Raw genomic sequence first — 13909 nt, forward strand, 5'->3', positions numbered from 1 at the left:
TTTCTACTGTAATTTTTGTAATTCATGTACGTACAGAACAATTTTCCAACGCTCCGAAGGTGTTAACTGGTAACGGTGTGGGCCCATCAGGTTTACACCATAGGTAATTGTATGAAAAATCTTTCCGTCTGTTAAGTCTCTCATTGCACCACCCCGGGAAGAATTTCCCTTTGAGTATGACGGAGGAGCAGGGAACTTGCCCATAGCAACTATTGATCCGTCACCTTGCCCGGTTAATCCATGGCATTGTGTACACATGCGCAGGAAAAGCATTTTTCCTTCCTCTAAGTTTGCCTGGCTTGCCGGAACAGGATTTCTCATATTCTTGCTTGCTGTTTCGTAACCTTCAAGTGTATTCGGGTATTCAGTTTCCGGTTCGTCAAAACCTACTGGCATCGTGTGAGCCGGCGGCGTTTGAGCCGTTTGCCCGTTTCTGAAATTTTTATTTGGTTGATCCGGGTTATAAGCAATCGGATCATACATATTACGGGCGTATTCAATGCCTGTACTGCGTTTATCAGAACATGAAGATATCACTGCTGCAGCTGCAACCGTAACCAAAACGGCACCTACTATTCTGAGCTTATTCATAACTAACATATTTCCTTTCGTTGTGCTTAATTTCTACAGCACCAGCTTCTTTTAAAAGGTTATCAATTTTTTCCGGATAAGGATTTTTATGTGCGTCAATCGCAATTACAAAGCGATCATCTGTTGCCCTTAAATCCATTACCCTCGGTGCACGCCCCGGGAACAGGTGGTTCTTAAAGAAGAACGTAAAACACATACCATATGATCCAAACAGCACCGTTAACTCAAACATAATCGGCACAAAATCCGGCATTGCAAATGCTGGCTTACCACCAATGTTCATTGGCCAGTCATACACAAGGCAAAAGTATAGTAAGCTAAAGGCTGTAATTGTTCCTGTTAATCCAAAACAAAAAGCAGCAATTGGCAGGCGTGAACGTTTGTATCCGAGTTTCGACTCTATACCATGGATAGGCATCGGAGTAAATACATCGTAGATGCCAATGTTATTTTCCTGCAGTTTATCGATCCCGTGCATCATATCATCAGGATCTTCAAAATGACCTAAAATATATTTTGTATTGCTCATTTTCTATTAATTAACAGCTTCAACCTCCGCGACGCTATCGTACTTTTCTAATGATTCAAGGTAAAACTCTGCTTGTTCCGGCTTAACTTTTCCTTCACGGATCAGCTTTTGTTTAGCCTGATCACTTGAGCTCTTCAGCAACAGCTTCACCTCTGCCATTGCAATTGCCGGTAAAACACGAAGGAACAATAAGAATAAGGTAAAGAACAAGCCAATTGAACCGATGAACACGCAAACATCTACTACCGACGGGTAAAACATCACCCAGCTCGATGGAAGAAAATCACGGTGCAGGGAGGTCACGATAATTACAAATCGTTCAAACCACATACCGATATTCACTACGATAGACAATACCCATGAAGCTGGTATGCTTGTACGGATTCTTTTAAACCAGAATAACTGAGGAGAAATTACGTTACAAGTCATCATGCTCCAGTAAGCCCACCAGTATGGTCCGCTTACACGGTTAAGGAAAGCATATTGCTCATATTCGGCACCTGAATACCAGGCGATGAAAAGCTCTGTTAAATACGCTACACCCACAATTGATCCTGTTAAAGTGATGATTTTATTCATCGACTCGATATGGAACATCGTGATGTAATTTTCAAAACCCATTACCTTACGTACAACCAATAAAAGCGTTTGTACCATCGCGAAACCTGAGAAAATTGCACCCGCAACGAAGTATGGAGGAAAAATAGTTGTATGCCATCCCGGCTCTAACGACGTAGCAAAGTCCATAGATACGATGGTGTGTACAGACAATACTAATGGGGTCGAAACACCCGCAAGTATCAACGATACAGCCTCAAACCGTTGCCATGTTTTAACCGATCCGTTCCAACCGAAAGAAAGGGTAGAATATATTTTACGGCGTAAACCAGTTGCACGGTCGCGGATAGACGCGATATCCGGCAGCAAACCAGTATACCAGAAAACCAATGATACCGAGAAATATGTTGAGATCGCGAATACGTCCCAAACCAGCGGAGAGTTAAAGTTAACCCAAAGTGATCCGAATTGGTTTGGAAGCGGTAACGGCCAGTAAGCTAACCAGGGACGGCCCATGTGTGATACAACGTAAGTTGCCGCACAAATTACCGCGAAAATGGTCATTGCTTCCGCAGACCGGTTAATTGAGTTACGCCAGTTCTGACGGAACAGCAACAATACCGCCGAAATTAGTGTTCCGGCGTGACCGATACCTACCCACCACACGAAACCGGTAATGTCCCATGCCCAGCCAACTGTTTTGTTCAGGCCCCATGCTCCGATTCCCGTCCAAAACGTATAACCAACAGCCCCAACCCACAATAAAGCACCAAGGGAAGCGATAGTGAACCCTATCCACCATGCTTTATTAGGTTTCTTTTCAACAGGAACTAATACTTCATTCGTTACCCTGGCGTAGGTCATATTCTCGCCGGTAACTAATGGTTCCCTTAATATCGATTCGTGATGAGATGACATATCTTGTATTAATTCTTATGATTAAGCCTCAACTGTATTTCTAACTTTAACCTGGTAACCAACTCCTGGCTGTACATTTAATTCTTCAAGTACGTAGTAAGTACGCTCGTTCTTCAATGCTTTTGATACTTCTGAATCCGGATCGTTCGCATCGCCGAAAATGATTGCATTTGCTGTACAAGCCTGCTGGCAAGCCATTTTAATTTCACCGTCTTTCAACTTACGTTTTTCAATCTTGGCAGTAAGTCTTCCTGCCTGAATACGTTGAATACACATAGAGCATTTTTCCATAACACCACGGAAACGTGTTGTTACATCAGGATTCAACACTAATTGCGTGAATTCGTTATTCAAATAGTTATCAAAACGTGAATCGTTCCAGTAATTAAACCAGTTAAAGCGACGTACTTTATATGGACAGTTGTTCGCGCAATAACGTGTTCCTACGCAACGGTTGTAAGCCATATGGTTTAAGCCATCGGAAGAGTGAACGGTAGCAAGTACCGGACAAACTGTTTCACATGGCGCGTGATCGCAATGCTGACAAAGCATCGGCTGGTGAACAACTGTTACATTATCAAGATTCTCAAGATTATTGATCTCAGATTCTTCTGATAATGATTTTCCTTCTTCAACAAAACTGTAATAGCGGTCAATACGCAACCAATGCATTTCGCGGCGGCGGCGTACTTCGTCACGGCCCACAACCGGAACGTTATTTTCGACATTACAAGCTACGATACATGATCCGCAACCTGTACAGGCATTTAGATCAATTGCCATAACCCAGTTGTGACCAGGTTTGTCATGATCATTCCAAAGATCGTATTCTTTTGAATCTATCTTTTTACCTGAACCTGCTCCCGGGTTTTTCGCATATTCCTTGAAAGTAGTTTCGCGGATGATATTACGCCCTTCGAATGAGTGGTGAGTTTGTGTCTGGGCAAGTTCGTAGGTGTCGCCGGTTTTCGATATCGTAACCGTTGAGGTATATTGTTTGGTTCCGTTGCTTAAAGTAATAAACGGATAAGCGTTTTTACCCACGTTATTACCAGCCTTACCTGCTTTAGTACGGCCGTATCCAACGGCTATTGATACAGTGCCTTGTGCTTGTCCAGGCTGAACAAGAACCGGAAGAACCACTGAGTAACCATTAGCTGCTTTTACTTCGACCAAGTCAAATTCCGTTACGCCGATCTTTTCAGCAAACTTCGGAGCGATAGAAACGTAATTATCCCAGGTTACTTTAGAAACCGGATCAGGAAGCTCCTGCAGGAACGCGTTATTGGCATGCTTGCCATCACGCATTGACACGCTTTCGTATACCTGAAGTTCGATATCTTTAGCCAGGGTTTTGCTTTGATTTACCACGCTCGCAACAACCGGGCTTAAATCAAAATTAAACGTATAAGCACTGGCAGGTTTCGCGCCTGTAAAGATAAATCCTGTTTGAAGAACGTCTTTCCAAGTCTTACCAGTAGCTGCCAGAACTGTTTTTTCCCAGCCTGTACGCACGTATTGATAATAATCCTTTACCGGAGCATCAATCCATGTCAATAAGCTTTCCTCTGCCTGACGTGAATCATTTACAGGATTGATCGTTGGCTGTACAACTGAATAATAACCTTCAAAGGCATTCTGATCACCCCATGATTCAAGATAGTTATGGTTGATCGCGATCACATTACACAATGAAGCGGTTTCATCTTCTCTGTCAGAGAAAGAAACTTTTAATTTAACCTTCGCCAATGCGTCAGTAAATGCTTTCGGGTTGATATAATCGTACGCAGGATTTGTATTTAGGAAGAAAACCGCATCAACTTCGCCGCGGTTCATCTCGGCAACGAACTCAACAATTTCGGCGTCATTACCAAGATATTGGTTTGACGGATTGTCAAGATCTATTGTAGTTCCGTAGCTTCCTAATGCAGAATTGATCGCATTTACAATTATTTGTGTCGACACATCGTTTGAACCTGCAACAACTAATGCACGGCCTTTTGCAGCAACAAGCTCTTTTGCAGCGAGTTTAACTGCTTTATCGGCTATTACATTATTCGAAAGCGGCTGCGTTCCAGGCAACACAGTTCCGGTAATTGCATTATATAAAGCAACCACAGCTAATCCAGCCTCTGACGGCTTTACCGGAATACGCGAATCTGCGTTAGTTCCTGTTAAACTCATACCAGTTTCAAACTGGATATGACGTGACATTTTTTTGCTGGCTAGTGATTTCGCGTTACGATTGCTAACCCACTGCTTCGTATATTCTTCCGGAGTAATCCAAGTGCCTAAAAAGTCGGCGTCAAAGCTTACTATAACATCAGCGTTATCAAACCGGTAGCGAGGAAGCACAGCTTTACCAAAACTATTTCCGTTTGCTTTTATGATGCCTGTATAAGATACAGCATCGATATTAATGTGTTTAGTATTAGGATATTTAGCAACAAAGTCCGCAACTACACTTTTTGTCGAAGGGCTATTAACGGTAGAAGATACGATACGTATCTTTTTCCCGCCAGCTTGAATTTTGTTCAGCTCACCACGAACAAAACTGTCAACACTGCTCCATCTTGCATTAGCGCCATTCAGTTTTGGCCCTCTTAATTTTGAAACATCATATAAATCAAGAACAGAAGCCTGAGCCTGAGCATCAGTACCACCATTTCCTAATAATCCTGCCGGATTACCTTCAATTTTAATAGGACGGCCTTCGCGTGTTTTAACTAAAATACTTTGGCCGTTAAAAGTTGATACGTAATAATTGGGAATACCGGGAACAACCTCTTCAGGTTTTACTAAATAAGGAATTGATTTGATTACCGGAGCTTTTTGGCACGCAGCTAAACTTACGGCACCTAATCCAAAACCAAGGGCCTTTAAAAAGTCGCGTCGAGGAGTAGCAGTACTTAAGCCCGCTCCATTCAGAACTTCCTCGATAGGAAGGTCCTCTGAAAATTCGTTTTTGTTATTTTCAACAAACTCAGGCGTTTTCTGTAGCTCTTCTAAACCTTTCCAGTATTTTTTATTGCTTTCCATTTAAGCTTTATATAACTGTATTTCTGTGTGAGTTTTTACTTAATATATTAATAGTGGCATTTACCGCACTCGGTACCACCCATTACCGCGGCAGTAACTTTTTCACCTTTTTTAATCTTGTCGTGCGCTGCGATCATGTTATCATAATATGCATTGCCTTTGTACTTAACTTCTGTTTCACGGTGGCAATTGATACACCACTTCATCGTTAAAGGCGAATACTGATAAATTTCCTGCATTGTTTGAACCGGACCGTGACATTTTTGACATGCTACGCCAGCTACTTTTACGTGCTGTGAGTGATTAAAATAAGCAAAGTCAGGAAGATTGTGAATACGAACCCACTCTACCGGCTTAGGATTATCTCCATACTTTTTAGTGTCAGGATTGTAATCAAGCGCTTTATAAATCTTCATGATCTCCGGAGAAGTCTGCCCGTTATATTTATCTGAAGCTGTTACATAGTTGTGGCAGTTCATACAAACATTCAATGACGGGATAGACGCGTTCTTCGATTTATAAGCACCACTGTGGCAATACTGACAGTCGATTTTATTAATTCCGGCATGTAATTGGTGTGAAAATTTAATTGGCTGCTCAGGCTGATAACCTGTATGAACGCCAGTATTCCACATTCCCATCCAGCCTGCTGAACCAAGGAAGATCACCAGCAACAACACTACGAAGAACACGAATTTCTTGTTCTTAAGAAGCTTTTTATAAGCAGGAACACCAGGTTCTGCTGCTACTATTTCTTCCTCCTCAAGAAGCCCCTGTTTTTTTAACGATACCTTTTCAAGTGATTTGATAACGCGGTTTAAAACCAACACAACACCCAAAGCAATAAGAATAATGACAACTATGCTTCCAAGCATTACATCACTAACCTCGTCTTTGGCTTGAGCCCCTTGTCCGCCTTCGACACCGCCAGCAGCACCCGCAGCAGGCTTATCACCTTCTTTGATGTAAGCAAGAATGCTCTTGATATTGTCATCAGTCAGCTCAGGAAATGGCGTCATCGCCACCTTGTTATTCTCGTTAAAAAGCTTAACAGCTTCTGGATTTCCGGCAGCAACCAACGCCTGGGAGTTTTTAATCCATTTTAACAAAAACTCTTCTTTGTGACGGTCATTTACACCTTTTAGCGCCGGGCCAACCACCTTTTGGTTTAATGCATGGCAAGAAGTACATTTTTGTTTAAAAAGCGTAACCCCCTCAGCCGCACTCTGAGCATATGACACAGATGAGCATGCAAAACTTAAAGAGAGAAATAGGAGTGAAGATTTAACAAAACTTTTAAAAGTCAATGAGATTCTCCTCATATTGAGTATTTTATGCTATATTTTGAATGTAAAACATGAAAAATTTGCCCAGTGTACCACTGCTCATCATTTTCGATTGGCAAAAGTATAATTAATTCAGCTATGGCTGACAATTAAATGACTGTTAAAATCAATTTATAATCGTTCTAAATAAATCAAAAATCGTTGATTTGACTTATTCAGAAGGCTTTTTAGAAGCTTCTCACAAGAAAAGTGTTATAACCTATTTTGCAAAATCGAAATCAATTTCTTATTGTCTTAATACCCACGCAAAGATCAGTGGTGCTACGATTGTCGCGTCAGATTCTACGATAAACTTTGGCGTATTAACATCCAACTTGCCCCAGGTAATTTTTTCGTTTGGAACGGCCCCTGAGTATGATCCGTAGGATGTGGTAGAATCAGAGATTTGACAGAAATAGCTCCAAAAAGGTATATTTTCCATCTCCATATCCTGATAAAGCATAGGAACCACGCAAATCGGGAAGTCGCCGGCAATGCCCCCGCCAATCTGGAAAAACCCGATTCCTTTTCCCTCTGAATTTTTAACATACCAATCAGCTAACCAAGCCATATATTCGATGCCACTCTTCATGGTTGTAGCTTTTATTTCGTTCTTAATTACGTAAGAAGCAAAGATGTTGCCCATTGTTGAGTCCTCCCAGCCCGGAACCACGATCGGCAAGTTCTTTTCGGCAGCTGCAAGCATCCAGGAGTTTTTGGGGTCGATTTCATAATACTGCTCGAGCTCTCCGCTCAAGAGAATCTTATACATGAACTCATGTGGGAAGAAACGTTCGCCAGCAGTGTCAGCATCTTTCCAGATTTTATAAATGTGTTTTTGCAATCTGCGAAAAGCTTCTTCTTCGGGAATACAGGTATCCGTTACACGGTTATAATGATTTTCTAACAAATCCCATTCGTCCTGCGGACTTAGATCGCGATAATTCGGCACCCTTTTGTAATGCGAATGGGCGACCAGGTTCATGATATCCTCTTCAAGATTCGCTCCGGTGCACGATATTATCGAAACTTTATCCTGCCGGATCATTTCCGCAAGTGAAATTCCTAACTCAGCCGTACTCATTGCGCCAGCCAGTGTTATCATCATTTTTCCACCTTCATCCAGGTGAGTTTCGTATCCTTTGGCAGCGTCAACCAAAGCTGCGCCGTTAAAATGCAAATAATTCTTCTCGATAAACTGAGAGATTGGGCCCCTGTTGCTCATTACTTTAAAATTAGAACGGCAAAAATAGACAATAAAACACTAACCAGAAATCACAGTGTAAACTAAACTATATAAGAAACTATAATAAGGCGACGAAAAGGTTAGGTAGACGAAAGGATTCAAAAAAAAATCGCCTTGTTAATATTCCGTATCACGTGCTTTTCGCGTAAACGCAAAACCTATCTGTAAATCAACTATTTACACTTGGGCAATATTGCTATTTAAACGATGCAAAATCTCTTATTGACTTTTATGTTTTTGGAATATACCTTAGGACCCCTCCATAACCAATTATTCTTTTTACTAACCAAATCACATTAGACAAAATATGTGAGTCAGACAAAGCGTAAGCAATGCCTGAAAAAAGTATTTTTCCAATATGATCGTTAAACTATTAGATATTCCCCTTGCTGTAAAACGCTATTAAAGCGTCATATCGGTCACAGCGTTTATAATTGTGGTTGTAAATTTATTCGTTTACATGTTAAAACAAAAAGAACGACAAAGCAATTATGTGGATTGCTGCTTTCCAGCCTCGTTTACGGGCAGCAGATTTGCCGATCTAAAATGATTATGCGCATCTTAGCAAACTTTTATGAAGAAAACACTTACCGCAACCTCACTCCTCTCGCTTTTTCTATTTGCCACAACTTGTTACGGCCAGAAAAAAATGATCGAAAAGCTCTTATCGAATCAAAAAGATACAACCCGCTCATCATCTTTTTTAATACTTCCGGCGCTGGGCTACGCACAAGAAACCGGCTTTGAATTCGGAGTTGGTTCAATATATTCCTTTTACGCCGATAAATCAGATACTACAACACGGAACTCGACTCTTTTGGGCGGTGTTTCGGTAACTACAAAAGGCCAGTTTAATTTTAAAATTCAGCCTGACATCTGGACCAAAGGAAATAAATATCACTACATGGGCGAATTGCGCTACCGTAATTTCCCTTTTAATTTCTACGGAATCGGCGACGAAACCAATGAGGCCGATAAGGATGTGCTTGTCCAAAAACTGTTCAGGCTCGAAGGCTCGGTTGAAAAGAGATTTGCGAAACATTATTACGGCGGCCTAAATCTTAGTTATGAAAACTACCGGTATAGAGATAAAGAAGCTGGCGGCATTTATGACGCACCAGATCCAGCCTTTACCGGACGCAGTGGAGGCAACGTGATTTTTGCTGGTATATCTCAAATTCTGGATACACGAAATACGAATACATACACCACAAAAGGATTTTATTTAAAATTAAACTATTCATACGCTCCCGATTTTTGGGGCGGTGAAAACTACTCGGGAAGTAAAATTGAAGCGGATTTAAGGAACTTTAACACAATTGCCCGGAATTTAGTACTAGGCTTAAACGCAAATTTCCAGGCGCTGCCAGGAAAAAACCCACCATTTTATTTGCTGCCACAATTAGGTAATGACCAGATTATGCGCGGTTATTACGGCGGCCGCTATCGTGACGAAAATCTTCTAGCTGCACAAACTGAATTACGCTATAAGTTATCTCAGCGAATTGGAATCGTTGGGTTTGCAGGTTTAGGGACAGTATATGCCGACAAGAGCCTGGATTTTGACAATTTAAAGCCGTCTTATGGCGGTGGGCTAAGATACTTTTTTGACCTGGCAAGAAACCTGAGCGTTCGTTTTGACTATGGTGTTGGCGAAAAACGCGAAAACGAAAAACGTCAGACTGGGTTTTATTTTTCGTTTGGAGAGGCTTTCTAAGCTAAAATCGAATTTTAAAATGTTCCTTTCGCTGGCGGCCTTTAAAAAACACCAGTCCGATCCAAAACAGATCGACAGTCACAGTTACCTGTGGATTGTTTTTAACTTCAGTCCAGGCCTGCTTCATACCTTCGCTCCAGTAAATATCATCAAATATCAGTACAGAGTTTTCGTTGACTTTTGGCAGGCACGCGTTGAAGTAGTTCAACGTTGCGTCTTTACGGTGATTTCCATCGATAAAAACAAAATCCAGGAACTCGCTTTCATCAACAAGTACCGGAAAAAGCTGGTCGAAATTTCCGACTAGTTGCTTCACATTCTTTGCATCAGCATTTTTTAACGTTTCTGAAGCGATACCTGCTGTTCGAGGGCAACCTTCGATGGTTGTAACCTGCGCATCCGGAGCAGCTTTCGAAAGGTAAACGGATGTTGTACCAAGGCATGTTCCCAGTTCAATAACATTCCTGGGTTTAAAATACCTTACCAACCTGAAAAGTAATTGAGCCAGCTTCGGTGATTTCAATGCATTTTTAGCAATCGTACCAACTGACTTTTCAAGGTTGCTGTTAAGATGCGAACCAGCGCCCAGATCGGTTACTGTTATTTTTCTCGTATCGCCTTTAAGCTTATTTCTAAGACTTTCAACCTCAAGACAAATGTCGGCATCGGCATCAGCATAAATTACTTCATCAACAAGCTTATACACAAATGGAGAATGAACTCCATGCCTGGTTTTTGACGTAAAACGATGCTTAATGTAATCTGCAACGAACCGGAAATCTATCATGCGGGCAAAAGTATTAAAATTATTACCCGGTTAAACCAGCTTGTTTTTGAATAGTTTGACAATAATTCAAGAATGAAATTTGTTATAAATAGTAAATTAGCAATACATGATTGACACTAACGAAATAAATTCACTCATAAAATTACTGGATGACCCCGACCATGAGATTTTTGGACATGTAGAAGACAAGCTTTTTTCTTACGGAAACGAGGTGATAACTTATTTAGAAAGTGCCTGGGAAAATTCATTTGATGCGATATTGCAGCAGCGGATAGAAAACCTGATACACCGTATCCAGTTCGAAAATGTTAAACAGGAGCTTAATCTCTGGCAGCTGAGCGGAGCATTTGATTTGCTGCAGGGCGTACTGATTATTAATAAATATCAATATCCGGATCTCGACGAACAAAAACTTATCAACCAGATTGAGGACATAAAACGAGAAGTATGGCTGCAGCTGGTTTATGACATGAGCGCCATCGAAAAAGTAAAACTTTTAAATCATGTTTTTTATGGCATCCATGGATTTTCGGGAAATACTCAAAACCACCAGGATCCGCAAAATTCATATCTAAATAACGTTTTATCAAGCAAGAAAGGTAACCAAATATTACTAGCGACCATCTACTCAGTAATTGCGCAAAAGCTTGATATTCCTGTTTACGGTGTCAACCTGCCACAGCACTTCATCCTGGCTTATGTGGACGAAAGTGAGGAAACCGAATTTACCGGTGGCGTTTTATTTTATATAAATGCCTTTAATAAGGGATTTATATTCGGCCGGCGCGATGTGGATTCGTTTTTGAAACAACTGAATTTATCTCCCGACAAACAGTTTTATGAACCTTGCAGCAATTCAGAAATTATCAAACGGATTTTACGCAATCTGATAAGTTCATACGAAAAACTCGGGGCGGAAGAAAAAGTTAATGAATTAAAAGATTTGTTAGATATTTTTCATTCGGAGTAGGATAAGAGACAAAAAGACAAAGGCATAAGATGTAAATCCCTGCCCTTTATCTTTCCTCCTTTTTACCCGTTAAAATTCCATAAGATAAGCCTTCAGAAACTCATTCAGGTCACCATCAAGCACGGCCTGCGCGTTCGATGTTTCGTAATTCGTCCGGATATCTTTTACGAGTTTATACGGATGTAAAACATAATTCCGGATCTGCGAACCCCACTCGATCTTTTTCTTATTTCCTTCAATAGCGGCTGTGGTCTCCTGCCTTTTTCTCAGCTCTATTTCATAAAGCTGCGATTTAAGCAACTTAATGGCATTTTCTTTATTCTGAAGCTGAGAGCGTGATTCCTGGTTTTTGATAATGATACCAGACGGCTTGTGATATAAACGTACCGCTGTTTCAACCTTATTCACATTTTGTCCGCCGGCACCGCCAGAACGGAACGTTTCAAACTCAATATCCGCCGGATTAACTTCAATATTTATTGTATCATCAATCAAAGGGTATACATAAACTGAAGCAAATGAAGTATGGCGTTTAGCATTCGAATCGAACGGAGAAATACGCACCAGTCGGTGAACGCCATTCTCCCCTTTCAGATAGCCATAAGCAAAATCGCCTTCAAATTGAAGTGTTACCGATTTAATTCCCGCAACATCTCCTTCCTGCGAATCCTGCTCCGTGACTTTATAGCCATTCTTCTCGCCCCACATAATATACATTCGCATGAGCATAGAAGCCCAATCGCAGCTTTCTGTTCCTCCGGCCCCTGCCGTAATTTGCAACACCGCATTAAGCTGATCCTCCTCTGAGCTGAGCATATTCTTTAACTCAAGCTCTTCAACTTTCGAAGATGCTGCCTGGTATTGTTCGTCCATTTCATCCTCAGAAGCGTCTCCGGATTGGATAAATTCAAACATAACACCGGCATCATCAACGGCCGAAGTAGCCTCAGCATAAGCGTCGGTCCAATTTTTTTTGATTTTAATTGCGTGAAGTGCCTTCTCAGCGGCTTTAGAATCGTCCCAAAATGTGGGTTCAAGCGTTAAACGTTGTTCGTAATCTAATTCATCGAGTTTTTTATCGATGTCAAAGATACCTCCTCAGAGACGTTAACCTGTCTCTTAAATCCTGCAGTTGTTCTTTGGTCATGCGGGCAAAGATAGTAAAGCGGCGGCAAGTAGCAAGCTGGATGATTGTTATTTTACGGTTGAAACTAAAAGTGACCTGTTAAAGATGAAAAGGTTTAAGTGGTATATTGAAAAACGAGGCAAACGATTAATAACTGAAGGAAGATTGCGTTGGAATCAAAGGTATAAGAGATTTGCAAAGCAAGTTCCTGTAACAATCGGTGCCGATAGTCCCGCTAACGTTACAAGCTTAAAGTGAACGTCAGTAGTTCTCGATCGATTCTACAGCTTTAAGGCTTTTCACTCATATCGGGTTTAATCCGTTAAGATATTGCTGCTATTTATAGGATAGCACGGTCGCTTTCGCCGATGTAACATAAGTTCGAGTGCAATAAACCTGATCGAATTGAAAAGCTTTTTTGCGATACAATCAGATGATATTGCAGATGCTCTCACAAAAAACTTGTAAAGAAGAGCAGGGCTGCAGGTGCCAAAAGATTAAAACGTTCGTTTCAAAAAATCAGTTTATCTCTATCTACAGATCACCTGATTTTTGCAATTTGTCAAATGCTTAACTTGCTAGAGCCATCGAATGACTTACAAAGCTGTCGACTAAAAAAGCCCCTTCAAAACGTCTCCTATACCGCCGCCCTTACCTTTGAATAAGTTCATAACGTCGCCGACATCAAACTTACCATCGTCGCCGCCGAATTGCTTTAACATGTCCTGCAAATTGAACTGGCTGTTATTCGGATCATTTGTTTTGTTTACCAGTTGGCTTAAAACATTTGGAATCAAGCTCGACGACGTATTCTGCGCCGTTTCGCTATCCACATTCATATTTTGAAGCTTCCCGGCAAACGCACTCTTAATCTGATTGACAACCGGATTTCCATCTACGCCACCTTGAAAAAGATCGGTAACATCGCCAAAATTTCCCGACGACAGGTGTTCTTTTAATACGTCAACAATTGATCCGGACGCCGCCGAAACAGCCTCGCCGTTCCTTTCATTCGGAATTGCCGGATTGTTTACGATAGCATCGCCGGCATTTTCTTCCACCAAGTTTTTTAAATTTTCGAGCATAAGTTTTTATCTGTTTAT

General features: G+C 41.2%; 11 protein-coding genes. 2 read left to right on the forward strand and 9 right to left on the reverse strand.

Going from position 1 to position 13909, the window contains the following annotated elements:
• Positions 1-3: 3 nt before the first annotated feature.
• The 6 genes from GS399_RS00335 to GS399_RS00360 all read right to left on the reverse strand — a co-directional run bounded on the left by GS399_RS00335 (position 4) and on the right by GS399_RS00360 (position 8185).
• Complete coding sequence (locus tag GS399_RS00335; protein ID WP_369410086.1) at positions 4-591, reverse strand: c-type cytochrome; 588 nt, start codon at positions 589-591, stop codon at positions 4-6.
• Positions 584-1120, reverse strand: coding sequence for a DUF3341 domain-containing protein (locus GS399_RS00340; RefSeq protein ID WP_160842518.1), 537 nt, complete (start codon positions 1118-1120; stop codon positions 584-586). Before GS399_RS00340 ends, GS399_RS00335 begins: the two co-directional genes overlap by 8 nt.
• A gap of 6 nt (positions 1121-1126) precedes the next feature.
• Positions 1127-2596: an NrfD/PsrC family molybdoenzyme membrane anchor subunit gene (gene nrfD / locus GS399_RS00345; protein ID WP_160842519.1), complete on the reverse strand. Its 1470-nt coding sequence runs from the start codon at positions 2594-2596 to the stop codon at positions 1127-1129.
• 21 nt (positions 2597-2617) lie between these two features.
• Positions 2618-5635, reverse strand: coding sequence for a TAT-variant-translocated molybdopterin oxidoreductase (locus tag GS399_RS00350; protein ID WP_160842520.1), 3018 nt, complete (start codon positions 5633-5635; stop codon positions 2618-2620).
• Positions 5636-5682: 47 nt separating this feature from the next.
• Positions 5683-6957 (reverse strand): c-type cytochrome, encoded by a 1275-nt coding sequence (locus tag GS399_RS00355; RefSeq protein WP_160842521.1) that lies wholly within the window; start codon positions 6955-6957, stop codon positions 5683-5685.
• Positions 6958-7207: 250 nt separating this feature from the next.
• The gene (locus tag GS399_RS00360) at positions 7208-8185 is read right to left on the reverse strand and encodes a deoxyhypusine synthase family protein (protein WP_160842522.1); all 978 of its coding nucleotides are present in this window, start codon (positions 8183-8185) and stop codon (positions 7208-7210) included.
• Between the two features lie 595 nt (positions 8186-8780).
• On the opposite strand from GS399_RS00360, the gene GS399_RS00365 reads away from it, so the two are divergent.
• The gene (locus GS399_RS00365) at positions 8781-9923 is read left to right on the forward strand and encodes a BamA/TamA family outer membrane protein (RefSeq protein ID WP_160842523.1); all 1143 of its coding nucleotides are present in this window, start codon (positions 8781-8783) and stop codon (positions 9921-9923) included.
• 1 nt (position 9924) lies between these two features.
• Here GS399_RS00365 and GS399_RS00370 read toward each other — a convergent pair whose 3' ends face one another.
• On the reverse strand, positions 9925-10710 hold the full coding sequence (locus GS399_RS00370; RefSeq protein WP_160842524.1) for an O-methyltransferase: 786 nt from the start codon (positions 10708-10710) through the stop codon (positions 9925-9927).
• Between the two features lie 106 nt (positions 10711-10816).
• Between GS399_RS00370 and GS399_RS00375 the strand changes: the two genes are divergently transcribed.
• Positions 10817-11680 carry a transglutaminase-like domain-containing protein gene (locus GS399_RS00375; protein WP_202409345.1) on the forward strand — a complete coding sequence of 288 codons (864 nt, stop codon included), beginning with the start codon at positions 10817-10819 and terminating at the stop codon, positions 11678-11680.
• Positions 11681-11749: 69 nt separating this feature from the next.
• Here the strand turns inward: GS399_RS00375 and prfB are convergent.
• Together prfB and GS399_RS00385 are read right to left on the reverse strand one after the other, a co-directional pair.
• Positions 11750-12827, reverse strand: a protein-coding gene (gene prfB / locus GS399_RS00380) for a peptide chain release factor 2 (protein WP_160842525.1) whose coding sequence is annotated in 2 segments (ribosomal slippage) — positions 11750-12766 and positions 12768-12827 — 1077 coding nt in all. Because the reading frame shifts where the segments join, the coding sequence is not laid out codon by codon here.
• Between the two features lie 590 nt (positions 12828-13417).
• Positions 13418-13891: a hypothetical protein gene (locus GS399_RS00385; protein WP_160842526.1), complete on the reverse strand. Its 474-nt coding sequence runs from the start codon at positions 13889-13891 to the stop codon at positions 13418-13420.
• Between the last annotated feature and the right edge of the window lie 18 nt (positions 13892-13909).

This window comes from Hufsiella arboris (genome assembly GCF_009834875.1).
Taxonomy (GTDB): Bacteria; Bacteroidota; Bacteroidia; order Sphingobacteriales; family Sphingobacteriaceae; genus Hufsiella_A; species Hufsiella_A arboris.

Bases quoted from the DNA above. Each gene is read 5' to 3' on its own strand.
- GS399_RS00335 (WP_369410086.1), bottom strand. From the start codon at position 591: ATGAATAAGCTCAGAATAGTAGGTGCCGTTTTGGTTACGGTTGCAGCT.
- GS399_RS00340 (WP_160842518.1), bottom strand. From the start codon at position 1,120: ATGAGCAATACAAAATATATTTTAGGTCATTTTGAAGATCCTGATGAT.
- nrfD (WP_160842519.1), bottom strand. From the start codon at position 2,596: ATGTCATCTCATCACGAATCGATATTAAGGGAACCATTAGTTACCGGC.
- GS399_RS00350 (WP_160842520.1), bottom strand. From the start codon at position 5,635: ATGGAAAGCAATAAAAAATACTGGAAAGGTTTAGAAGAGCTACAGAAA.
- GS399_RS00355 (WP_160842521.1), bottom strand. From the start codon at position 6,957: ATGAGGAGAATCTCATTGACTTTTAAAAGTTTTGTTAAATCTTCACTC.
- GS399_RS00360 (WP_160842522.1), bottom strand. From the start codon at position 8,185: ATGAGCAACAGGGGCCCAATCTCTCAGTTTATCGAGAAGAATTATTTG.
- GS399_RS00365 (WP_160842523.1), top strand. From the start codon at position 8,781: ATGAAGAAAACACTTACCGCAACCTCACTCCTCTCGCTTTTTCTATTT.
- GS399_RS00370 (WP_160842524.1), bottom strand. From the start codon at position 10,710: ATGATAGATTTCCGGTTCGTTGCAGATTACATTAAGCATCGTTTTACG.
- GS399_RS00375 (WP_202409345.1), top strand. From the start codon at position 10,817: ATGATTGACACTAACGAAATAAATTCACTCATAAAATTACTGGATGAC.
- GS399_RS00385 (WP_160842526.1), bottom strand. From the start codon at position 13,891: ATGCTCGAAAATTTAAAAAACTTGGTGGAAGAAAATGCCGGCGATGCT.